Here is a 22,192-nt window from a genome sequence, read left to right as displayed (position 1 = left end):
GCTCGGGGCGGCGCGCCGGTGGCCGGGCCCCTCCTATACGGGTGCGACCGGTACGGGTGGGACGGGCCGCCGTGGGTGACCGGTGCTCCCGGTGTCCGCGGCCGGCGCCGGGGCCGGTCGCCCGGTCCCACGGCAACGCGATGGGTGTGCCCGTGCCCGTGCCCGGCCCGTGCACTCGGCTCGCACCTGGCACCCGTACGTGCCCCGCCCGCGTATCCGGCACCGTGCCCCCCCCCGGCTCCCCGGCACCGTGCCCCCCCCGGCTCCCCGGCACCGTGCCCCCCCCGGCTCCCCGGGCCCGTGCACCCCGGCACCCCGGGCCCGGCGCCCGGCGGTCCCGTCCTGGCCGCACGCGAGGGCACGCCCGCGCTCGCGGCCCCGTCACCGCCGGGTGATCCGTATCCGGTGGTCGCCCTTCAGGTCGGCGGAGGCGACGGCGATGGTGATGCCCCGGCGCGGGTCCCGGAAGGTCTCGCCGGGGGTGAACGCGGCGTCCGACAGCTCGGCGTGGACGTTGGGGCTGCGGGTGCACCCCCCGCTGTCCCGGCGGGAGTCGAAGACCCTCACCGGGCCCATCCCGGTGTCCACGCCCGCGTCGATCCGGTAGATCAGGACGCCCGGACGGCACACCACCTCGTCGTTGCCCTCGCGGGTGCGCAGTTCCACCGCGTAGCCGCTGCGCCCGTCCAGCGGGACGACCACCAGCTTGTCGCCGCCGTCCTTGCGGGCCAGCGGCGTCAGCGTGTACTCCGTCGTCCCCGGCGCCGACGCGCAGTGCACCTGGGAGGGGTCCAGCCAGCCCAGCTTCCACTTGTGCCAGCCGAGCAGGTCGTTGTCGGCGCCCCAGTCCTCGCTCATGATGTCCCAGTGGCCGACCGCGCCCCCGCCGTCCTGGGTGTAGAGGTCGGGGAGCCCGAAGACATGGCCGTTCTCGTGCGGGAGCACCCGGTAGCCGGTGCGGTCGTAGGAGCCGGAGCCGTCGTCCTGGCGGGAGTAGACGAAGGACGCGTTGGCCACGGGCACCCCGTCGGCCACCGGCGCCTCGGCGTTGCCCGCGAAGGTCACCGACAGCACCGTGTCCAGGGCGGACGGGCCCGCGTTCGGGGTGACCAGGACGTTCAGCAGGTCGTACGCGCCGAAGTCCACCTTCTCGTCGGCCGCCGCCACCAGGTCCTGGACCAGCTCGCGGTACCCGGGCTCGAAGGGCGCCCCGCGCTCTATGCCGTACTCGGCGAACGGCTTCGGCATGCGCAGCCAGTCGTGGACGGGGGCCTCGGGGCGGTAGTCCAGACGGCCGTAGGAGCTGGTGCGGAACCACTCCTGGGTCTGCGGGAAGAACTCGCCGTAGCGGTCGAGGGCCTTGCCCTCGCCGGGCGCGTCGGAGAAGTCGATCATCAGGGTGAGGGCGCGGACCGTGCCCGTGGAGCGGGCGTAGCCGGAGGAGGTGGGGACGCCCTCCGACATCTGGATCTCGGGGCCGCCGCTGATCGCGCAGGGCGCCTGCCCGGAGATCCGGGGGAGGACCGCCGGACCGGGCCCCGCCGACGTGGTGGCACCCGGCACGAGTCCGCCGGTGCCCGCCGAGGTGCTGACCGCGAGGGTGAGGACGCCCACCGCGGCCAGCGAGACCCGCCGGCGGCGGCGTATGCGGCGGCCCGACGGCGCCACCGGGGGCTGCGGCACCGGGGGCACCTGCGGCTGCGGCGACACTGGCACCTCCCGGGACCCCGGCAGCCGTCCGTCGCCGGCCGCCCTTGGGCCCACCCTGTGCCGGGGCGGGCGCGGGCGCGCGCTGGGGAGCCCGATCGTGGGTTTCTCACCGGTAGCCGCCGGACGGGTGAAGGGCCCGGGTGGCGCCGGCCCGCCCGGACCGGTGGCGCCGCGCGGTCCGAGAGGGGCGGCGCCGCGCGGTCCGAGAGGGGTGGCCGGGGACGGGTACGGGTGCGGCGGACCGGCCGGTCCGCCGCACCCGTACCCGCCGGCCGGCGGACACGCGCCCCGCGCCGCCGTCAGGCGAGGGAGCGCCCGCGGGGGAGCGGCGGGTTGAAGGGGGAGGGGGCGGCGAGGGCCCACCGCTGGGGGACCGCGTGGCGGATCTCGACCACGCGGTCGATGTCGAAGTCGACGAACTTCAGCGCCCCCGGCAGCTCCTCGGCGCGCCGCCGGTCCCAGTCGACGCTCGCCCTGCCGGTGAGCTGGAGGGTGTGGCCCCGCTCCCAGTCCAGGAAGAGCAGCCCGCAGGACGGGTTGAGATGGAGGTTGCCCAGGGTCATGTAGAAGGAGTTGCCGACGTAGTCCGGCCAGGACAGCCGGCGCTCCCCGGCGGTCACGAACCCCGGGGTGCCGCCCCGGTGCGAGGCGTCGGCGCCGTGGTCCGGGGAGTGGCTGGCGATGAAGAAGGTGTCCGCCGCCCCGATCAGGCGCCGCTGCTCCGGTGACAGCCCGTCCCCGGTCACGGCGGGCTCCGGTGCCGGGGGCGGGGTGTCCCCGGGCTCCAGGAGGACCCGGCGCTGGATGTACTTGGGGCAGTTGCCCAGCACCTGACCGGCGCGGAACAGCAGCACGTCGCCGTCCCGCCGGGCCGCCCCGTTCAGCCTGATCCGGCGGGCGGTGTGCGGGTCGACGGCGACCATGCCGACGTCCCGCGCGGTGCCGAGGGCGTCCCGCAGCGGATCGCCCGGCGCGGGCAGCGAGCCGACCAGCAGCCGGTGCCGGTCGACGGGGGCGATGAAACCGGCGTCCCCGGCGACGACGGACGCCCAGACGGCGCCCCCGGCGTCGGCACCGCCCAGGAAGAGCAGGTGCTGCCGCTCCAGGAAGTGCGCGAACGGCGGCTCGATCACATCGCGGAACATCGGTGTGCCCCAGCCCGGGTGGCCCTCGCCCGCCCGCCGCTGCACGGCCTGCTCGCCCTCGTGGTGCGGCGCGCTCGTCATACCCGTCTCCTCGTGTCCCGCCGTGCCGCCGGGACGCGCCGGCCCCGGTGGATGTCGTGTGGTGCGTGGTGTCCACGCCGTCGCGTGGTCCCACCGCTCGTGCCGGCTGTGCTACCCATGCCCGGGCCGTCCTCCCCACGATGCCTGATGGAATGTCAACTCACTTGCTGATCAAGGTGGTTCACGCGTCCGGCGCTTCCTCCGGACGGACCCCGGGTCCGGTCGCCCCGTGCCTCCCCGCCCGGCCCCGGCGGCCCTTCGCGCCTCCCCGGGCCACCGGCGGGTGTCGGCCACCCGGGGCCGCGCGGTCCGGTGGCGCGCCGGTGCGGACCGGGTGCCCGGCGGCGGTGGGGGCGCCGGGGAGCGCGCCGCCCTCCCGATTGACGAATCGCGCACGGCCCATGACCGAGTTGCGTCCTGTGCGTGGCCCGATCGGAACGGGTCGCGACCATGGCCCGGGAGCACGTCCGCGCAGCCAGGGGCCGGTGCGGAGGCAGCGGAACGTGTCCGGTGGACCACCCTGCGTACGAATCTCTCTGTAGAAAACCAGCAGCCTGGTATGTTCCAATGAACCCGGCTAAGGGATGCAAGGGGTGCCATCCGCGCTCACCAGGGCGCGGCGGCCGCAAGGGTGCGGCCAGTTGGGCGGAATACCCCTGAATCCTCGTCAGACGGGGGGTTTGGTCAATGACGCGTGTGGGCGTTCGGACTGAAAGCCAGACCGTTGTCCGCTTCAGTGTGGCCGCGCGGTCCCACGACTGCGTGCAGATTGTCCGTGACCATGACGAAGAGCCGAGCGGTACGATCGTGAGCAATCGCTTCGGTGAAGTACGGGCCCTGCTCGTCGAGGGCGGTCCGCGCGAAATGATCAGACCGAGCCGTCTGCTGCAGACCCACAAGGAGGGCTATCTGAGCATATGCCGGCCCCTGGCCGGCGAGATATTGGTGTTCCAGGACGGGAAGCACGCCACCGCCTGCGGGGCGCAGCTCGTCTGCTACGACAGCTCCCGTCCGTACAAGGTCGTCATGCCGGAGCGGTTCCGCGCGGTGACCCTCATGATCCCCCGGCGCCTGATGGGCCTGACGGCCAAGGACACCGAGGTGCTCACCGCCCGGGCGTGGCCCGGATCGCACGGGCTCGGGGCGCTCCTGTCCAATCTGCTGGTCGGCCTGGAGGAGCACGGCGAGTACGTCGACACCGGCATTGACCTGCTGGGGGGCTGCGTGGCCGGGCTGGCCGCGGCGCTCTTCGCGGAGCGGCTGCGCTCGCTGGCCGAGGAGTCCGGGAACGGCCGGCCGACGCTGATGCTGAGCATGCAGGCGTTCATCCGGGAGCGGCTCTCCGACCCCGATCTCTGTCCCACCGCCGTGGCCCAGCGGCACAACGTCTCCCTGCGCTACCTCCAGAAGATGTTCCACCAGCACAACACCAGCCCGGCCCGGTGGATCAGGGACGAAAGGCTGGCCCGCTGCCGCGCCGAACTGGTCGACCCGCGTTTCGACCACCTCTCCATCGCGGCGATCGGAGAACGGTCCGGATTCTACGGGGCGTCGCACCTCAGCCGCCTTTTCAGGGACCGGTACGGAGTCACTCCCCGTGAATTCCGGAAGAGCCGCGGAGCGGTTCTCGCCGAATGACGCACGATGCGCTGTTTCCCTTCAAGGTTGTTCTCGATCTTACGGAAAGGCAAGGCATTGTCCAGCTTCGAATTCCCCGGAGAGTACTACGAGATCATGCGGGGGGATTTCCGTGATCTCACTGCCGAGACGGAGTTCCTGTCCTCCCTCGCACCGGCCGGCGGGCGCGTGCTCGACCTCGGCTGCGGGACCGGTGCCAACCTCCGGGAGCTGGGTGCGCGGGGCTTCTCCTGCCTGGGAGCAGACCAGAGTGCATGTTTTATCGAGTACGCGCGTGGCAGGGGCGGCGAGGGCGTCGAGTACGTCCACGGGCGGGCCGAGGACTTCGTCACCGATGACCGGTTCGATCTGGTCTACAGCCTCTTCATGACGCTCAACTACCTGCCCCGGGCGGAGCTGCGCGGGGTGCTGCGGAAGGTCCGGGGGCTGCTGCGGCCGGGCGGCCACGTGGTGCTGGAGTTCGGCCATCTGCTCAACTTCGTCGAGGGCTTCCAGCAGCACACGGTGGGCCACCACCGGGGCGACGACGGGGTGCTCATCACCCGGCTCGCCCGCCAGGCGATCAACCCGCACGCCGCGAACTGGCGCAACGAGGAGACCCTCCTCGTCCGCGACCGCGAGGGCCGGGTCTCCCTGTACGACAACTTCTTCGACCAGGCGGTCCTGACCGGCCCGGAGGTGCGGGACCTGCTGGACGACGCGGGGCTGAGGACCGTCGCGGAGTACGGCGGCTTCCGCAAGGAGCCCGCCCCCTTCCACGGGCGCGGCCCGCTGGTGATCGTGGCGACCGCGAAGGACGGTGAGTCGGAATGACGAACTCCGGCAGCGCGACGCCCTCCGTCGACGGAACGGCCCCCCGCGACGGGACCGCCCCCGGCACCCCGGCACCCCCCGGCACCCCGGCACCCCCCGGCACCCCGGCACCCCCCGGCACTCCGGCACCCCCCGGCGTCTCGGTCCTCGACGGCGGCCCCCCCGTCCCCCTGGACGTGGCCGACCTCGGCGAGACCCTCGTACGGGCCGCCGCGCGCGAGGGCGCCGGCGAGCAGCGCCTCCGGTTCGTCCGGGCCGACGGCTCCGAGGAGGGCCGGTCGTACGGGCGGCTGCTCGACGACGCCGCCCGGATCCTCGGCGGCCTCCGCGCGGCGGGCGTGCGGCCCGGGGAGACCGTGGTCCTCCAGGTGGCCGAGGACCCCGAGCTGCTGACCGCCTTCTGGGCCTGCGTGCTGGGCGGCTTCGTCCCCATGCCGGTCAACGCCGGCGCCACCGCCGAGCAGCGCGCGGCGGCCCCCGGACTGCTGCACCGGGTCTGGGACGGCTACGGCGCCCCCCGCGTCGTCACCGGCCCCGGCCAGGAACTGGCCCCCGGGACCACGGCCGACCCGCGCTGGGCGGGGGCGTGGCTCGGGAGCACCCGCGACCTGCTGGCGCACGCCCCCGACCGGGACCGGTACCGGGCGGACACCGACGCCCCGGCCGTGCGGCTGCTGACCTCCGGCAGCACCGGTGTGCCCAAGGCCGTCGAGCTGACCCACCGCAACGTGCTGAGCCGCACCGCGGCCACCGCGCGCGTCAACCGGCTGCACCACGGCACGCACAGCTTCAACTGGATGCCCCTGGACCACGTCGGCGGCCTGGTCATGTTCCACGCCCGGGACGTCCACCTCGGCTGCCACCAGGTGCACGCCCGCTTCGAGTGGGTGCTCGGGGACCCGCTGCGCTGGCTCGCCGCGATGGACCGGCACCGTTCCGACACCACCTGGGCGCCGAACTTCGCCTTCGGGCTGATCAACGACCAGGCGGACCGGCTCGCCGGGCGCACCTGGGACCTCTCCCGGGTGCGCTACATCATGAACGGCGGTGAGGCCGTCCGCAGCGGCGTGGTCCGCCGCTTCCTGGAGGTGCTCGCCCCGTTCGGGCTGCCGTCGGACGCCATGTACCCGGGCTGGGGCATGTCGGAGACCAGCGCCGGGGTGGCCGACTGCGAGTTCTCGGCGGTCGGCGCCGGGGACGAGCGCCACGTCCCCGTCGGCCGTCCGCAGCCCGGCACCGTGCTGCGGGTGGTCGACGACCGCGACGAGCCGGTGCCGCTCGGCGACACCGGCCACCTCCAGGTCGGCGGCGTCGCCGTGACCTCCGGCTACTACCGCAACGAGGAGCAGAACCGGGCCTCGTTCACCGCCGACGGCTGGTTCCGCTCCGGCGACCTCGCCTACGTCCGCGACGGCATCCTCACGGTGACGGGCCGGGCCTCCGACGTCATCCTGCTGGACGGCGTCCCCCACCAGGGCCACGAGATCGAGGCCCGGGTGGAGGAACTCGACTGCGTCGTGCCCTCGTACACGGTGGCCTGCGGGGTGGGCGCGGCGGACGGCGCGGGCGAGGAGCTCGCGGTCGCCTTCCACCCGCGCGAGGGCGTGGACCCGGTGGAGGCCCGGGAACGGGTGCGCGCCCGGGTGGCGGACGCCTTCGGGGTGCGGATCGTCCATGCCGTGCCGGTCACCCGGGAGGACGTGCCCAAGACCGGCATCGGCAAGCTGCGCAGGGCCCAACTGCGCCAGTGGCTGGAGGAGTCGGGGGCCGTCGGACGCTCCGCCGCGGCCCCGGCGTCCGCCTGATCCGCGCCGGACGGGAGCATCCCGGGCGGTGGTGCCGGGGCCGGGTCCCCGGCACCACCGCCCGGTCCGGGAGGGAGTGACGCGTGTCCGCGATGACCGCGCTGATCGACACCACGGAGATGTATCTCCGCACCGTCTACGAACTGGAGGAGGAGGGGGCGCCGCCGCTGCGGGCCAGGATCGCTGAGCGGCTGGGCCACAGCGGACCGACCGTCAGCCAGACCGTGGCGCGCCTGCGGCGCGACGGGCTGGTCCGGATCGCCGGTGACCGCCGGGTGGAACTGACCGCCGAGGGAGGACTGCTGGCGACGCGGGTGATGCGCCGGCACCGGCTGGCCGAGTGCCTGCTGGTCGAGGTGATCGGCCTGGAGTGGGAGCTGGCGCACGTCGAGGCGTGCCGCTGGGAGCACGTGATCACGGACGCGGCCGAGCGCCGCATCGCGGAGCTGCTGCGGCACCCGGAGCGCTCCCCGTACGGCAATCCGATCCCGGCACCCGACGGTCCGGGCGGTCCGGGGGCCCGGGCCGTGCCCCGGGACGCGGGACTGGTGAGCCTGGCCGAGGTGGACCCGGGGCCGCGCGGCAGGACCGTGGTCGTGCGCTGCCTCGGCGAACCCCTCCAGTCGGACCCGGGGCTGATGCACGCGCTGCGCGCCGCCGGGGTGGAACCGGGTGCCGAGGTGACGGTGACGGCGGCCCGCGTGGGCCTGCTGGTCGGCGCCCCGGGCGGCACCGGCCCGGTGCACCTGTCCGACGGCGACGCCCCGCACGTCCTGGTCGCCCGGCCGGGCGCGGGTGAGGGGCCGTTGGGCGGTGGGGGACCGGTCCGGCCCGGGTGAGCCGGGCGCCGCCGGAGTCCCGCCGCCGTCCGTGCCGGACGCCGCCGCCCGAAGGACCGGAGCCCGCCGGTGCCGTTCCGCCCCCGTGCTCAAGGGAGGCGGCACGGCGCCGGCGGGCCCCTGCGTCGCGCGGGGGCCAACGTCCGCCGCGCGGAGCCGTGGTGGGGGCGCGGCCCGCCGTACTCCCCGGGTGGGCCGGCGCGTCGGGGGCACGTCCGCGCCCCTGCCTCCGTGTTCCCGCGGCTCCTTCCCCGGCCCGGCCTCTCGCCGTGCCCGTTCCTCTCCTTCTCCCTCTCCGTATCCGTGTCCGTCCCCGCCGGGCCCGGGCGCGGGCGGGCCGTGGGCCCGTCCGCGCCCGGGCCCGCGGTCACCCGTGGGTGCCGCGGCTCCGCGCGTAGTGGCGTGCCGCCTTGGCGCGGTTGCCGCACAGGGCCATGGAGCACCAGCGGCGGGTGCCGTTGCGGGAGGTGTCGAGGAAGTACCGGATGCAGTCGGGCTGGTCGCAGAGCCGGATGCGGTCCGCGGCCGTGGTCAGCAGCCGGAGGTAGTCGTGGGCGGCCGTCCAGGCCGCGCCCCAGACCGGGTCCGTGACCTCGGCGCGCTCGCCGGGTCCCGCACCGGTCAGGACGGGTCTGATGCGGCCGTGGTCCAGGATCGCGTCGACCGGCCGGGCGGCCTCGTCGGTGCCCGGCCGGTCGACGGCGGCGTACAGCGCCGCGCGGGTCGCGCGCACCGCCTCCAGTGACGCCCCGTCGGCGGGGAAACGCTCCGCCAGTCCATGTCCCGACAGCCATACCCGCAGGCCGTCGGGGGTTTCGAGCAGATCGTGCAGTTGTCCGTGCTCCTGCCACCGCGTGTTCAGGAGATCGAGGGCGAGTGGCTCGCCGACGAACGGACGTGGGTCGATCTCGGTCATCGCACCATCCTCCATCCGAATCCATTTCTAACCCCTCAAGCGTACGTGACCGGTTGCGAGAGGCATGCCTAACCCTTAAAGTCACTTTCGTTGGTTAGTCCGGCCGGTGTGTGCGGACGGACCAAAGTGCGTGCGCGTTCGCGCGAGAGGGGAGGGTCCGCCGTCCCTAGCGTGAGGACTGCGCGAGACCGGCCGGACCGCTCGTCCACCGCCGCCCGGGGTCGCCCGTCCGGCTGCCCCGTGGGGCGGCTGGCCGGTCGTCGCGCCCTAAGAGAGCGAGTACGCAGCTATCAGGAGGGGTTTCAATGACTGTGACGGAGACTCTCAATCCCATGACCGACGAGGACCGCGGCCCCGCCACCGCGGCGGAGATCCTGGCCCGCGCACGGGCCCTGGCCCCGCTGCTGCGCGAGCGTTCCGAGGAGATCGCGCGCAACCGGCGCCTTCCCGAGGACGTGGTCCAACTGGTCCGCGACACGGGCGTCTTCCGCATCGGCATGACCAAGGACTGGGGTGGCCCCGAGCTGACCTTCGCCGAGCAGACCGAGGTGATCGAGGCGCTCTCCTACGGCGACCCGGCCGCCGGCTGGTGCGCCATGATCGGCATGGACACCTGGATCTACGCGGGCTACCTGGACGAGACGGTCGTCAAGGAGATGCTCGCCAACCCCGATGCGATCACCGCAGGTCTGATCTTCCCCGTCGGCCGCGCCGAGCGGGTGCCCGGTGGCTACCGGGTCAACGGCCGCTGGCCCTTCGGCAGCGGGATCAGCCACGCCGACTGGGTCGTCGGCGGTTGCGTGGTGCACTCCGACGGCGAGCCGGAGCCGGGCGCGGACGGCGCCCCGGTGAACTGGCGGCTGATCGTGGCCCCCCGCGAGCAGTTCGAGCTGGTGGACACCTGGCACACCACCGGACTGGCCGGCAGCGGCAGCATGGACTACCGGGCCAACGACCTGTTCGTGCCGGAGGAGCGCTCCTTCGACTTCACCACCCCGCGCGGCGACGGCCCCCTCTCCGCCCCCGACGCCTTCCTCGGCAACGTGCCCGGCGTGCCGCTGGGCATCGCCCGCGCCGCCCTGGACCACGTGCGCGAACTGGCCGCCGGCAAGGTCGAGAAGGGCACCGGCGTCCCGTGGGCCGAGAGCTACCGGGTGCAGACGGCCATCGGCCAGGCCGAGATGGAGCTGGCCGCGGCCCGCTACGCGGTCTACGGCACCCTCGACGAACTCTGGGACCGGCTGGAGGCGGGGCAGCAGCCGACGCCGGACCAGCAGGTCTCCTCGGCGCTGGCCCGCGTCAACGCCTTCCGGACCGCGCGGTCGATCGTCACCCGCCTCGCCGACCTCGTCGGCACGGCGTCGATCTACCGCAGCTCCCCGCTCGACCGCTGGGTCCGCGACCTGCACACGATGTGCCAGCACATCCTCGCGCAGGAACAGATCGTGCAGTCCGCCGGAGCCCACCTCCTCGGTGGCACGCCTCTGGCGCCCTTCCCCCTCGGGCTCAAGGGATAACCCCGGGCACGGTGCTCGCCGGCCGGTGGGACGGGCCCGTTCCGCCCATCGGCCGCACCGCCGGCAACGGACGCAATGACCGGCAACTGACTAGATGAGGACAGGACATGGCAACTTCCAGTGAAGTGAGAGTCGACGTCACACCCCCCGAGGCGGGAAAGCCCGGCGGGGACAGGTGGGGCGTCCGCGAGTGGGGTCTGCTCGTCAGCGTGTGCGCGGCATTCTTCCTGGACGCCCTCGACAACATCATGGTCGGCATCGCGGTCCCGCCGATCCAGGCGGACCTGGGCATGAGCACCGCGTCCGTCCAGTGGGTGGTCAGCTCCTACGTCCTGGGCTTCGGCGGCTTCCTCCTGCTCGGCGGGCGCATGGCCGACCTGCTGGGACGGCGCCGCATGTTCCTCATGGGCGTCGCCGTCTTCGCCGTGGGCTCCCTGGTCGGCGGACTGACCAACGACGGACTCGTCGTCATCATCGCCCGCTTCGTGATGGGCATCGGCGCCGCGTTCACCGCGCCCGCCAGCCTGTCCATCATCATCACCAACTTCCGCGAGGGCCCCCAGCGCAACCGCGCGGTCGGCATCTACACCGCCTGCGGCGCGGTCGGCTACTCCACCGGCGTCATCGTCGGCGGCGCCCTGACCGAGATCAACTGGCGCTGGACCTTCCTCCTCCCGGTCGTCGTCGCGCTCGTCGCCTTCGCCGGTGCCGTCGTCCTCGTCCCCCGCGACGTGCGCAGCACCCTGGGCACCGGCAAGTTCGACGTCGCCGGCGCCGTCAGCGTCACCGCCGCCATGCTGCTCTTCGTCTACAGCATCGTCGAGGCCCCCAACGCCGGCTGGACCTCCGCGCGCACCCTGGGCACCTTCGCCGCCGCCGTCGTCCTGCTCGCAGTCTTCGTCGCCGTCGAGCGCCGCGCCGAGCAGCCGCTGCTCCGCCTCGGCCTGCTGCGCAACCGCGCCCTGGTGGGCGCCAGCCTGGTCGCCGCGGCCATCCTCGGCACCTACATGAGCTTCCAGTTCATCGGCGGCCTCTACCTCCAGTCGCTGCGCGGCTGGTCGCCGATGGAGATGGCCCTCGCCTTCCTCCCCGTCGGCCTCCTGATCATGACGATCGCCCCCCGGGCCGGGAAGCTCATCGCCCGCTTCGGCATCCACTGGATGATCTTCGCGGGCTTCGTCGCCTACACCGCCTCCTACCTGCTCTTCCTGCGCATCGACGAGACCTCCTCCTACCTCTGGGTCATCCTGCCCAGCGTCGTCCTCATCGGCATCGCCTTCCCCTTCTCCTTCCCCGCCGCCAACGTCCAGGCCACCAACGGCGTCGCCGACTCCGAGCAGGGCCTGGCGGCCGGTGTCCTCCAGACCGGGTACCAGGTCGGCGCGGCCGTCGTCCTCGCGATCGTCACCGCCACCATGGCCGCCGACGGCGACGGCGGCACCTCCGCCACCCTGTCCGGCTACCACTCCGGCCTCTACGTGGTCACCGGCATCTCCGTGGTCACCATGGTCCTCACCCTCGTCGCCGCCCTCCGCGCCTCCTCGCGGCGCCGCGCCGAGGCCGCCCGCAGCGGCTCCTAGGGGCTTTCGTTCGGGTCGGGCCGGACCCCGCGAGCCCGGCGTGATCCAAACGAGAGGCCCTGGAGGTCCCGTCCCGCGGCCCGTCGCGGCACGGCCGCACCGTCCACCGAGCCCCGGCCGGCGTCCCGCCCCCTGCCCCCTCCCCGGGGAGCGGGCGGGACGCCGGCCTCTTCCCCGAATGCCGGATGCGCGGTGACCGCAGTCCGGCATAGTCGGCTTGCCCGGGCGGCACCGACCGACCCGGCGGGACCAGGAGTTGAGCAGATGGACCGCAGCGGGCAGTGCCCCTTCGTCATGGACCCGGACGGGAGCGACATCCACGGCGAGATCGCCCGGTTACGCGACCGGGGACCGGTGACACAGGTCGAACTCCCCGGCGGAGTGGTCGTCTGGTCGGTCACCGACGACGCCCTGATCCGCGCGCTCCTGCTCGACCCGAGGGTGTCCAAGGACGCCTACCGGCACTGGCCGGACTGGAACGACGGCACGGTCCCCGCCGACTGGCCGCTGGCCATCTGGGTCTCCGTGCGGAACATGGTCACCGCCCACGGCGAGGACCACACCCGGATGCGCCGGCCGGTCGCCTCGGCCTTCACCCGGCGCCGGATCGCCGCCCTGCGCCCCCGCATCCAGCGCACGGCCGACGACCTCCTCGACGCCATGGCCGCCGAACCGCCGGGCCGGCCGCTCGACCTGCGCGAGAGGTACGCCCACCCACTGCCCCACCTCGTGATGTGCGACCTGTTCGGCATCCCCGAGGAGTACCGCGCCGGACTGCACCGGATCATCAAGGGCTTCTTCCGCACCTCCGCCTCCGCCGAGGAGGCGCGGGCCAACGCGGAGGCCCTGCACACCACCGTCGCGGACTTCCTCGCCCACAAGCGCGGGAACCCGGGCGACGACCTCACCTGCGACCTCATCGCCGTCCGCGACGAGAACGGCGCCGCCCTCACCGAGGAGGAACTCGCCGACAACCTCATCCTGCTGTACACGGCCGGGTACGAGACCACCGTCAACCTCCTCGACCACGCCGCCCACGCCCTGCTGCGCGACCCGGAGCAACGCGAGCTGGTCCGGCGGGGGGAGGCCGGCTGGGACGACGTGACCGAGGAGGCGCTGCGCCACGAACCGCCGGGCGCCCACGCGATCCTGCGCTACGCCGTCGAGGACATCGACACCGGCGGGACGGTGATCCGCCGGGGCGATCCGATCATGATCTCCTACGCGGCGGCCGGACGGGATCCCGCGCGGCACGGGGAGGACGCGGACCGCTTCGACGTCACCCGGCCCACCCGCCGGGAGCACCTCTCCTTCGGCCACGGCGCCCACCACTGCCTGGGCGCGCCGCTGGCCCGGCTGGAGGCGTCCATCGCCCTCGGCTCCCTCTTCGGGCGGTTCCCGCGGCTGGCGCTCGCCGACCCGGACCGGTCGCCCGCGCCGCAGCGGTCGTTCATCTCCAACGGGCACCGGGAGCTGATGGTCGTCCTGGACCACGAGGCCGTCGAGGACTGACGGGAGGCCACCGGCCGCGGCGGGCGGCGGGTGGCGGACGTCGGCGGGCGAGGGCGGGCCGGGGCGGCGCGGCGGGGCGCGGGGCCGCGCGCGGTCACGGCCCCCGCCCCGGCCCGCCGACCCGTCGGCCCCGGGGTCCCGGGACCCCGGGGCCCGCGCCCGGACCGCCGGGGGCACCGCTCGGCCGGGGATCCCGTGCCGGATCCCGTGCCGGACCGCGCCGCCGGGAGGCGTCCTCGGCCCGGCGGCGCGGCGCCGGGCGTGCCACCCCGGCCGGGGGACCGGCCGGGGGATTTCGGCGTGCGCCGCCCCGGGAGCGCGCGGTCACGGCCCGGCGGTCGCGGCGCGCTCCCGGCGCAGGGGCGCGGGAGCCCGTGACGCCCCCGCCGGGGCCCGTTGTGCCCGCGCACGGGCGGCGGCCCCGTGCCGCGTACGGGCGCCCGCTCCGTGCCCGGCCCGCTCCGTGCCGCGTACGGGCAGCCCGCCCCGTGCCCGCCCCGCCCCGCCGTGCCCGGCCCGCACGCTGTCCCCGCCCGACGGCGCTCCCCGGTCCCGCGCGTCCCGGAGGCCCGGGAGATGTCCGGTTCGGTACCCCTCCGGCCCCCGCGGAAGGGCCAGGGGGCCCATGGTGGGGAAAGATACGTGCACAGAGGTATGGTTTCCGGGAATCGAGGGGTTGGTGCACAGTGGCCCAGCAGGAACGTGCCATCAGGACACGGGAGTTGATCCTCAAGGCGGCGGGCGCGGTCTTCGCCGAACGGGGATACGACGGCGCGACCATCTCCGACGTCTACTCACGGGCCGGGCTGACCAAGGGGGCGTTCTACTTCCACTTCTCCTCCAAGGAGGACCTCGCCGAGGCCATCCTGGAGGTGCAGGTGGTGCCGGGCACGTACCCCATCGTGCGGCGCTCGCTGAAGCTCCAGGAGCTGGTGGACGCCGGGCTCGTCTTCGGCCACCGCCTCATGCACGACCAGATGCTCCAGGGCAGCGTCAGCCTCTCGCTGGAGCGCGGCGCGCACCAGCTGGACCGCAGGAGGCCCTTCCTGGCCTGGGCCGACCACAACCTCGTGGGCCTGACCGAGGCGAGCGAACAGGGCGAGCTGTACCAGTGCGTGGACCTGCGTGCCACGGCCGAACTGCTGGTCGGGGCCTTCTCGGGGGTCCAGATGCTCTCCCATGTGCTCAGCGACCGGCGGGACCTGACGCAGCGGCTGTCGGTGCTCCTCACCCAACTGCTGCCCACCATCACGGTGCCCGGCGTGCTGGCCCGGCTCGACCTGACCGCCGACCGGGGCGAGCGGGTGGTGGCCGAGGCGGAGGCGCTGGCCGGGACGGTCGCCCCGGCCGGAGCCGGGGGGCGGACCATCGCGCCGGTGGAGGCGTCCGCCGTGGACGCGGGGCCGGGCGGACCGCCGGCGGGGCCCGGGACGGTGGCCCCGCTGGGCGAGGCGCACGCGCGGCACTGCCGCAGCGGCTGCCGGTAGGGCACCGCCCACCGGCCCCCCACGGCCCCCGCGGAGCACGCCCTCCGCCCGCGCCGGCGGACACCGCCCGCCGGGAGGCGGGGAGTCCGGCACCGCCCCGGGCCGCGCGCCCGCCGCCCCGCACCCGGCGCCCGAGGCCCCCGCCCCGGCCCGTGACGCGGCCCCGCGCCCCCGCAGACGGACCCTTTCCGGCCCCGCGCGCCCGAGAAACATGCACGCCGGTCTGTTTTCGACAGGCGTGCGACGGCCATACGCCGCACCCCGCCCCACCTCGCCGCACCGGGCCCCTCCACCCCGTTCCCCTGCCGCTTCTCCTCCCGTCGTCCCGCGCCCCCGAACACCCCGGGCGGGCCGCTCCCCACGAGCGCGGCGGCGGCCACCGCCCCTGCGCCGGGGGCGAGTTCACGACAGGCGTGGACGGAACAGTTCTCGTGCGCTCCCCCGCAAAATCGCCACCCACGCGCTCTGTAACGTCACCGGAGCCGAACCGGGTTTCGCCATTCTCCGAGGTGTTCCACCTCCGGCCCCGGAACGCTCACGCATGTGCGCACATTCGGCCTTTCCCGGAGAGGATCATTCATGGGCGAGTTGTCAGCGGCCGGCCGTCCCGCGGTCGCCGTGAAAGACGATCTGCGTTCCGTCATGCGTCATTTCGCCACCGGTGTCTGCGTGGTCAGCACGTATTCCGACGCGGAACCCGCGCGCCGGCACAACGCGCTGACGATCAATTCCCTGACCTCCCTCTCGCTGGAACCCCAGCTGGTGTCGCTGAGCATCCGCCGCGATTCCACGTTCCTGGACGACCTGATGGAATCCGGGGTCTGGGCCCTGTCCATCCTGGACGGCGGCGGCGAGGACCTCGCCCGGATCTTCGCGCGTCCCGCCGAGGAGCGCGGCAAGGCGCTGCGCAGCCTGCCCGCGGAGCCCGGCGCCGAGACCGGGGCGCTCGTCCTTGACTCCGCGGCCTGGATGGAGTGCCGCTACCGGGACCACCTGGAGGCCGGCGACCACCTGCTGGTGGTCGGCGAGGTGGTCGGCGCCGGGGTGCGCCGCTCCCGGTCCTCCCTGGTCTTCCTGCACGGCGCTTTCCACCGCGTCGACGAGCACGCGATATGAGCGGTCCGAAATAGCCGCGGACGAGGAACTCCACGTACTTCATATACCGATGGGTGGCTGACACATGTCTGGAATATCGATCGCTGTGGTCGGGGGTGGCGCGTCCGCGGTCTGCCTCGTCGACGCGCTGGCCCAGGCGCAGGGCCCCACGGGCAGTATCACGGTGTTCGAGCCGTCGCCGAATCTCTGGCGGGGCCGTGCCTATCAGGTCGACATCGACACCATCAAGGTGAACGCACCACCGGAGGACATGTCCGTGCGCGTCGGCGACATGGGCCACTTCCGGCGCTGGCTGGCGGACCGGGAACGCGTCGTCGACGACTTCGACAGCGCCGACCCGTATTCCGGCATGAATTTCCCGCCGCGCACCGTCTACGGCGAATACCTGGAGCAGTCGGCGTACGCGGCCCTCGGGAGACTCCGCCGGAAGGGCTGGCGGGTCGACCTCGTCGGCGCGGCGGTCACCGGCGCCCGGCGCACCACCGACCAGGTGCGGCTGACCACCGGCAACGGCAGTGCCGGCGACTTCGACTACGTCGTGCTCTGCGTCGGCGGCGACGGACCCAAGGACGCCTACGGGCTCGCGGGCACCTCCGGATTCATCGCGGACCCGTACCCGATGTCCCAGCGGCTGCGCGAGATCGGCCCGCAGGAGGACGTGGCGGTCATCGGCAGCGGACTCACCGCCGTCGACATCATCCTCGCCCTCTCCGCCCAGAACCACCGGGGACGGATCAGCCTGCTCTCGCGGCGGGGCGTGCTCCCCGGCGTCCGGCAGTGCCCGATCGCCTTCGAGCCCCGCCACCTCACCAAGGAGCGGATGCGGGCGCTGGCCCGCACCGGGCGCGAGCTGACCCTGGAGGACTTCGCACGGCTCGTCGCGGCCGAACTGCGGGACGCCGGGGCGGACGTGGCCGCGGTCCACGCCGAGGTCACCCATCTCGGCGACGAGAGCCCGGCGGAGCGGCTGCGCCGGCAGTTCGCCGCCGTCAACTCGCCGGACCCGGGGCTGCGCATCCTCCAGCACGCCGTCCCCGACATCGGCCCCGACGTGTGGCCGCAGTTGCGGGAGACGGACCGGACCGAGCTGATCCGCACCCACTACCGGACCATCATGAGCCTGTGCTGCCCCATGCCGCCCGCCAGCGCGGCGGCCCTGCTGAAGCTGATCGACTCCGGCCGGCTGCGCATCCGCCCCGGACTCCGCGGCGTCGCGGAACGCCCCGGCGGCGGCTTCGAGATCGCCCTCGACGGCGAGCCGTCCTTCGGCGCCGACCGGGTCGTCAACGCGGTCAGCGCCTCCGAGAGCCGCGTCCCGGCCGGAGCCCGGCCGCTGGTGACCACCCTCACCCGGAAGGGCACCGCGAGCCTGCACCCGCACGGCGGGCTCCATCTCTCCCGCACCACCAGCAGCCTGCTCACCGGCAAGAGCGAGGATCCGCGCCTGTACGGCCTGGGCACCATCGGCGCCGGGTCGCTCTTCTTCACCTTCGGGCTCCCGTCCCTGGTGGACCGGGCCGAGGACATCGTCGGCGCGATCCTGCGGCACGCCGGGGCCGGTCTCGCGACCCGCGCCGCGGACGTCCTGCTGCCCGCGTGAGTCCCGCCCGGGACCGCCCGCCGCCGTCCCGCGCCCCCGTCCGTCCCGCACGTCCCGCACCGTCCGCACCGCCCGCTTCCCGCACCGCCCGTCCACGGCCGTCCGGCCCGTCCGCGGCCCGTCCAGAGAGAGGCAGCCCCGCATGACCACGATGACCGACCCGACCACCGAGCCCCGGGCGGAGTTCCTCGCCGACACCGCGACGGGGCTGCCCATCCCCGGGGAGCCGGTCTTCGCCACCCACGAGGAGACCCGCCGGCACCGCCGGCAGCGGCTGGCCGCCGCCCTGCGCCTGTTCGGCAAGTACGGCTTCGGTGAGGGGATTTCCGGTCACATATCGGTCCGTGACCCGGAGTACCCCGACCAGTTCTGGGTCAACCCCTTCGGCGTCTCCTTCAAGCACGTCAGGGTGGCCGACCTGATCTGCGTCGACGCCCGGGGCCGGGTGGTCCACGGCAGGCACCGGGTGAACCCCAGCGCCTTCGTCATCCACTCCCAGATCCACGAGCTCCAGCCCGGCGCCACCGCCGCCGCGCACGGCCACACCGCGCACTCCCGCGCCCTCGGCGCCCTCGGCCGCCTGCTCGACCCCATCGACCAGGAGTCCGCCGCGTTCTACGGGCGGCAGGTCCTCTACGAGGCCTACGAGGGCCCGTCCGTCTCGCTGGAACAGGGCCGCGACATCGCGGAGCAGCTCGGCGACAACCGGGCCATCCTGCTGCGCCACCACGGCCTGATCACCGTCGGCGGCTCCCTGGACGAGGCCGTCCACTGGTTCTTCACCTACGACGGCTGCGCCCAGGTCCAGTTGCTCGCCCGCGCCGCCGGCAACCCGAAGAAGTTCACCCACGAGCAGGCCGTGGCGGCGGGAGACGGCTTCGGCGACGCCCAGCTCGGCTGGTTCAGCTTCCAGTTGCTCTGGGACGAGATCGTCCGCGAGGAGCCCGACCTGCTGGACGAGTGAGCGCCCGCCGCCCGCCACCTGTCACCCGCCACCTGTCACCCGCCGACCTCCGCCCCGCCGACCTCCGCCTCGCCGGCCTCCGCCCCGGCGGACCGGCGGCCCGGCCGCTGGAGGCCGCCCACCGGTCCCGCCGGAGGCGGCCCCCGCGCGGCGCTCCCGCCCCGCGTTCCCGGCCCGTACGTCCCGCCCCGCCCGTTCCTCCCGCACCCGCACCCTCCCGCCCGAGCCTCCGCGCGGTGACCCCGCGCGGCATCCCCTGTGAGACCGACGAAGGAGCCCTCCCATGAACGCACCGCAGGACACGCCGCCGCACTCCTGGCGGGACCTGCCCGCCGCGCAGCAGCCCACCTGGCCCGACGGACCGGCCCTCGCCGCCGTGCTCGACGACCTCGCCGGCGCCCCGCCCCTGGTCTTCGCCGGGGAGTGCGACCGGCTCCGGTCCAGGCTGGCCGCCGTGGCCCGCGGCGAGGCGTTCCTCCTCCAGGGCGGCGACTGCGCCGAGAGCTTCGACGCCGTCTCCGCCGACCAGGTCCGCGACAAGGTCAAGACGCTGCTCCAGATGGCCGCCGTGCTCACCTACGCCACCTCCGTCCCGGTGGTCAAGGTCGGCCGCATCGCCGGGCAGTACTCCAAGCCGCGCTCCCAGCCGACCGAGATCCGCGACGGCGTCGAACTCCCCGCCTACCGCGGCGACGCGGTCAACGGCCTGGACTTCACCCCGGAGAGCCGCATCCCCGACCCCGAGCGGCTGCGCCGGATGTACCACGCCTCCGCCGCCACCCTGAACATCGTGCGCGCCTTCACCACCGGCGGCTACGCCGACCTGCGTCAACTGCACCACTGGAACCGGGACTTCGTGGCCGGCTCGCCCGTCGGCGAGCGCTACGAGCGGCTCGCCCGGGAGATCGACCGGGCGCTCGCCTTCCTCGACGCCTGCGGCGCCCGGACCTCCGAACTGGACACCACCGAGTTCTACTCCAGCCACGAGGCGCTGATCCTCGACTACGAGGCGGCCCTCACCCGCCGCGACTCCCGCACCGGCGACTGGTACGACGTCTCCGGCCACCTGGTGTGGATCGGCGAGCGCACCCGCCAACTGGACGGCGCCCACGTCGAGTTCGCCTCGAAGGTGCGCAATCCCGTCGCGGTGAAGCTGGGTCCGACGGCCACCGCTGACGAGGCCCTGGCCCTCATCGACCGCCTCGACCCCGACCAGGAGCCCGGCAGGCTGTCCTTCATCGTCCGGATGGGCGCCGACCGGGTCCGCGACACCCTGCCCGCGCTGGTGGAGAAGGTCACCGCCTCCGGCGCGCGGGTCGCCTGGATCTGCGACCCCATGCACGGCAACACCTTCACCGCCCCCAGCGGCCACAAGACCCGCCGGTTCGACGACGTGGTCGACGAGGTGCGGGGCTTTTTCGAGGTCCACCGCGAACTGGGCACCCACCCCGGCGGCATCCACGTCGAACTGACCGGCGAGGACGTCACCGAGTGCGTCGGCGGCGGCACCGAGGTCGGCCTCGACGACCTCGCCCACCGCTACGAGTCCTCCTGCGACCCGCGCCTGAACCGCTACCAGTCCCTCGACCTGGCCTTCCGCACCGCCGAGCTGTACCAGGACCGCGCCCCCGCCCGCCCCGCCGCCGACCGGTCCGCCAACCCCCTCGCCGGAGCGTGGGGATGACCGTGCGCGCGGTACGCGGCGCCGTCCAGCTCGACCGGGACGACCGGGCCCACCTGGTGGACAGCACCAAGGGCCTGCTGAAGGAGATCCTGGACGCCAACGGGCTGGAACAGACGGACCTGATCAGCCTGCTGTTCACCGCCACCCCGGATCTGATCAGCGAGTTCCCGGCGGTCGCCGCCCGGGAGCTGGGCATCACCGACACCCCGCTGCTCTGCGCCCGGGAACTGGACGTCGCGGGGAGCCTGCCGCGCGTCGTGCGCGTCCTGGTGCACGCGGAGACCGACCGGCCCAAGCACGAGGTCCGCCACGTCTACCGGGGCGGCGCCGCGCGGCTGCGCGCCGACCTCGACGCCCCCCTGGAGGAGACCCGATGATCCGTACGGCGGCCGTGGTGGGAACCGGCCTGATCGGCACCTCGGTGGCGCTGGCCCTGGCCCGCAGGGGGGTCGCCGTCCATCTGCTGGACGTGGACGAGTCGGCGGCCCGCACCGCCGCCGCGCTCGGCGCGGGCACCGTCGGCCCGCCCCCGGCCCCCGTGGACATCGCCGTCCTGGCGGTGCCGCCCGGCGCGGTCGGCGGGGTGCTCGCCGCCCAGCAGGCCCGGGGCCTGGCGCGCAGCTACACCGACGTGGCCAGTGTGAAGAGCGGGCCGGAGCGGGACGTCCTGAGGCTGGCGGACCCCTCCTGCCACATCGGCGGCCACCCCATGGCCGGGCGGGAGCTGTCGGGACCGCTCGCCTCCTCGGCCGACCTCTTCGAGGGGCGCTCCTGGGTGCTCACCCCCACCCCGGAGACCGGGACGGAGACCCTGAACCGGGCCCTGACGGTGGTGGCCCTGTGCGGCGCGGTGCCGGTGGTCATGGACAGCGCCGCCCACGACCGCGCGGTCGCCCTGGTCTCCCACACCCCGCACCTCGTGGCGTCGCTGATGGCGGCGCGGCTGGAGCAGCTCCCGGACGAGGCCTCACGGCTGGCCGGTCAGGGGCTGCGGGACGTCACCCGGATCGCCGGGGGCGACCCCCGGCTCTGGGGCGACATCCTGGGCGCCAACGCGGCGGCCGTCGCGGACGTCCTGGCGTCGATCGCCGTGGACCTCACCACCGCGGTGGGCGCGCTGCGGGGGCTGGCCACCGACGAGGCCGACGCCCGCGAGGAGGGCGCGCTGCTGGTCGCGGACCTGCTGGGGCGGGGCCGCGAGGGCCGGAACCGGGTGCCCGGCAAGCACGGCCAGAAGCCGTCGCGGTGCGTGCCGGTGCACGTGCTGATCGGCGACCAGGCGGGCGAACTGGCCCGGCTGCTGGCGACGGTCGCGGGCCTGGACGTCAACGTCGAGGAGGTGTCCATCGACCACTCCCCGGCCGAGCGCAGCGGACTGGTGGAACTGGTCGTCGAGGCGTCCACCGCGCCGGGGATGACCCGGCGGCTCATGGAGTACGGCTGGGCGGTGCGCCTGCCCGAGCCGTCCGGTTCCGACGGCCCGGACCGGACCGGGCCCGCGCGGGACACCGGCGGCGGCCCGTTCCGGGTCCCGTTGGCCGCCGCGAGCGCCTGACCGGCCCGTCCGGACCGCCCGGTGCGAGGACCGGCCCCCGCCGGGGCCGGTCCCGCCGGGGCGCCCCGGGCACCGCCGAGGACCGAGACCCGGCGGATCTTCCCCGTCCACCCCATCGAGGAGCGATGAGAACGTGTTGAGCAGGTTGCGCTGGCTGACGGCGGGGGAGTCGCACGGTCCCGCACTGGTGGCGACGTTGGAGGGGCTTCCGGCCGGGGTGCCGGTGACCA

17 protein-coding genes and 1 pseudogene are annotated in these 22,192 nt (G+C 74.4%); 15 read left to right on the top strand and 3 right to left on the bottom strand.

Annotation, left to right across the window (positions count from 1 at the left end; translation table 11 throughout):
- Positions 1–381 precede the first annotated feature (381 nt).
- Both ACZ7LB_RS22665 and ACZ7LB_RS22660 read right to left on the bottom strand, forming a co-directional pair.
- On the bottom strand, positions 382–1,683 hold the full coding sequence (locus tag ACZ7LB_RS22665) for a M6 family metalloprotease domain-containing protein (RefSeq protein WP_471470652.1): 1,302 nt from the start codon (positions 1,681–1,683) through the stop codon (positions 382–384).
- A gap of 326 nt (positions 1,684–2,009) precedes the next feature.
- The gene (locus ACZ7LB_RS22660) at positions 2,010–2,936 is read right to left on the bottom strand and encodes a pyridoxamine 5'-phosphate oxidase family protein (RefSeq protein WP_471470651.1); all 927 of its coding nucleotides are present in this window, start codon (positions 2,934–2,936) and stop codon (positions 2,010–2,012) included.
- A gap of 687 nt (positions 2,937–3,623) precedes the next feature.
- Between ACZ7LB_RS22660 and ACZ7LB_RS22655 the strand changes: the two genes are divergently transcribed.
- From ACZ7LB_RS22655 to ACZ7LB_RS22640, 4 genes are all read left to right on the top strand, one after another.
- Entirely contained in the window at positions 3,624–4,574 is a 951-nt protein-coding gene (locus tag ACZ7LB_RS22655) for a helix-turn-helix domain-containing protein (RefSeq protein WP_471470649.1), read from the top strand.
- Between the two features lie 57 nt (positions 4,575–4,631).
- A complete protein-coding gene (locus ACZ7LB_RS22650; protein WP_471470648.1) occupies positions 4,632–5,387 on the top strand; it encodes a class I SAM-dependent methyltransferase in 756 nt (251 codons plus the stop codon).
- Positions 5,384–7,192, top strand: coding sequence for an AMP-binding protein (locus tag ACZ7LB_RS22645; protein ID WP_471470647.1), 1,809 nt, complete (start codon positions 5,384–5,386; stop codon positions 7,190–7,192). Before ACZ7LB_RS22650 ends, ACZ7LB_RS22645 begins: the two co-directional genes overlap by 4 nt.
- A gap of 92 nt (positions 7,193–7,284) precedes the next feature.
- A complete protein-coding gene (locus ACZ7LB_RS22640; RefSeq protein ID WP_471470835.1) occupies positions 7,285–8,031 on the top strand; it encodes a metal-dependent transcriptional regulator in 747 nt (248 codons plus the stop codon).
- A 367-nt stretch (positions 8,032–8,398) separates the two neighbouring features.
- Here ACZ7LB_RS22640 and ACZ7LB_RS22635 read toward each other — a convergent pair whose 3' ends face one another.
- Entirely contained in the window at positions 8,399–8,947 is a 549-nt protein-coding gene (locus ACZ7LB_RS22635) for a CGNR zinc finger domain-containing protein (RefSeq protein WP_471470645.1), read from the bottom strand.
- A gap of 332 nt (positions 8,948–9,279) precedes the next feature.
- Here ACZ7LB_RS22635 and ACZ7LB_RS22630 point away from each other — a divergent pair, with 332 nt between their 5' ends.
- From ACZ7LB_RS22630 to ACZ7LB_RS22580, 11 genes and pseudogenes are all read left to right on the top strand, one after another.
- Positions 9,280–10,464: an acyl-CoA dehydrogenase family protein gene (locus ACZ7LB_RS22630; RefSeq protein WP_471470644.1), complete on the top strand. Its 1,185-nt coding sequence runs from the start codon at positions 9,280–9,282 to the stop codon at positions 10,462–10,464.
- Between the two features lie 107 nt (positions 10,465–10,571).
- Positions 10,572–12,044, top strand: a complete 1,473-nt coding sequence (locus tag ACZ7LB_RS22625; RefSeq protein ID WP_471470643.1) for an MFS transporter — start codon at positions 10,572–10,574, stop codon at positions 12,042–12,044.
- A gap of 264 nt (positions 12,045–12,308) precedes the next feature.
- Positions 12,309–13,556 carry a cytochrome P450 family protein gene (locus tag ACZ7LB_RS22620; protein WP_471470642.1) on the top strand — a complete coding sequence of 416 codons (1,248 nt, stop codon included), beginning with the start codon at positions 12,309–12,311 and terminating at the stop codon, positions 13,554–13,556.
- 686 nt (positions 13,557–14,242) lie between these two features.
- The gene (locus ACZ7LB_RS22615) at positions 14,243–15,043 is read left to right on the top strand and encodes a ScbR family autoregulator-binding transcription factor (RefSeq protein WP_471470641.1); all 801 of its coding nucleotides are present in this window, start codon (positions 14,243–14,245) and stop codon (positions 15,041–15,043) included.
- A 579-nt stretch (positions 15,044–15,622) separates the two neighbouring features.
- Positions 15,623–16,159 carry a flavin reductase family protein gene (locus ACZ7LB_RS22610; protein ID WP_471470640.1) on the top strand — a complete coding sequence of 179 codons (537 nt, stop codon included), beginning with the start codon at positions 15,623–15,625 and terminating at the stop codon, positions 16,157–16,159.
- 64 nt (positions 16,160–16,223) lie between these two features.
- Complete coding sequence (locus ACZ7LB_RS22605; protein WP_471470638.1) at positions 16,224–17,759, top strand: FAD/NAD(P)-binding protein; 1,536 nt, start codon at positions 16,224–16,226, stop codon at positions 17,757–17,759.
- A gap of 142 nt (positions 17,760–17,901) precedes the next feature.
- A complete protein-coding gene (locus tag ACZ7LB_RS22600; RefSeq protein WP_471470637.1) occupies positions 17,902–18,723 on the top strand; it encodes a class II aldolase/adducin family protein in 822 nt (273 codons plus the stop codon).
- A 283-nt stretch (positions 18,724–19,006) separates the two neighbouring features.
- On the top strand, positions 19,007–20,407 hold the full coding sequence (locus ACZ7LB_RS22595) for a class II 3-deoxy-7-phosphoheptulonate synthase (protein WP_471470635.1): 1,401 nt from the start codon (positions 19,007–19,009) through the stop codon (positions 20,405–20,407).
- Entirely contained in the window at positions 20,404–20,784 is a 381-nt protein-coding gene (aroH, locus tag ACZ7LB_RS22590) for a chorismate mutase (RefSeq protein ID WP_471470634.1), read from the top strand. Before ACZ7LB_RS22595 ends, aroH begins: the two co-directional genes overlap by 4 nt.
- Entirely contained in the window at positions 20,784–21,962 is a 1,179-nt protein-coding gene (locus ACZ7LB_RS22585) for a prephenate dehydrogenase (RefSeq protein WP_471470833.1), read from the top strand. Before aroH ends, ACZ7LB_RS22585 begins: the two co-directional genes overlap by 1 nt.
- Positions 21,963–22,098: 136 nt before the next feature.
- Positions 22,099–22,192, top strand: a pseudogene (locus tag ACZ7LB_RS22580) (chorismate synthase); the annotation flags it as partial.

The sequence above is a fragment of the Streptomyces sp. NPDC107521 genome, from assembly GCF_055598485.1.
Note: the sequence above shows the minus strand (reverse complement) of the source record. Positions and strands in the feature narration are given on the sequence as shown.

What these genes read in the sequence shown, in the direction of transcription:
- ACZ7LB_RS22620 (WP_471470642.1), top strand. Translation starts at nt 12,309, where the DNA reads ATGGACCGCAGCGGGCAGTGCCCCTTCGTCATGGACCCGGACGGGAGC.
- ACZ7LB_RS22600 (WP_471470637.1), top strand. Translation starts at nt 17,902, where the DNA reads ATGACCACGATGACCGACCCGACCACCGAGCCCCGGGCGGAGTTCCTC.
- ACZ7LB_RS22610 (WP_471470640.1), top strand. Translation starts at nt 15,623, where the DNA reads ATGGGCGAGTTGTCAGCGGCCGGCCGTCCCGCGGTCGCCGTGAAAGAC.
- aroH (WP_471470634.1), top strand. Translation starts at nt 20,404, where the DNA reads ATGACCGTGCGCGCGGTACGCGGCGCCGTCCAGCTCGACCGGGACGAC.
- ACZ7LB_RS22625 (WP_471470643.1), top strand. Translation starts at nt 10,572, where the DNA reads ATGGCAACTTCCAGTGAAGTGAGAGTCGACGTCACACCCCCCGAGGCG.
- ACZ7LB_RS22640 (WP_471470835.1), top strand. Translation starts at nt 7,285, where the DNA reads ATGACCGCGCTGATCGACACCACGGAGATGTATCTCCGCACCGTCTAC.
- ACZ7LB_RS22605 (WP_471470638.1), top strand. Translation starts at nt 16,224, where the DNA reads ATGTCTGGAATATCGATCGCTGTGGTCGGGGGTGGCGCGTCCGCGGTC.
- ACZ7LB_RS22645 (WP_471470647.1), top strand. Translation starts at nt 5,384, where the DNA reads ATGACGAACTCCGGCAGCGCGACGCCCTCCGTCGACGGAACGGCCCCC.
- ACZ7LB_RS22660 (WP_471470651.1), bottom strand. Translation starts at nt 2,936, where the DNA reads ATGACGAGCGCGCCGCACCACGAGGGCGAGCAGGCCGTGCAGCGGCGG.
- ACZ7LB_RS22635 (WP_471470645.1), bottom strand. Translation starts at nt 8,947, where the DNA reads ATGACCGAGATCGACCCACGTCCGTTCGTCGGCGAGCCACTCGCCCTC.
- ACZ7LB_RS22655 (WP_471470649.1), top strand. Translation starts at nt 3,624, where the DNA reads ATGACGCGTGTGGGCGTTCGGACTGAAAGCCAGACCGTTGTCCGCTTC.
- ACZ7LB_RS22595 (WP_471470635.1), top strand. Translation starts at nt 19,007, where the DNA reads ATGAACGCACCGCAGGACACGCCGCCGCACTCCTGGCGGGACCTGCCC.
- ACZ7LB_RS22630 (WP_471470644.1), top strand. Translation starts at nt 9,280, where the DNA reads ATGACCGACGAGGACCGCGGCCCCGCCACCGCGGCGGAGATCCTGGCC.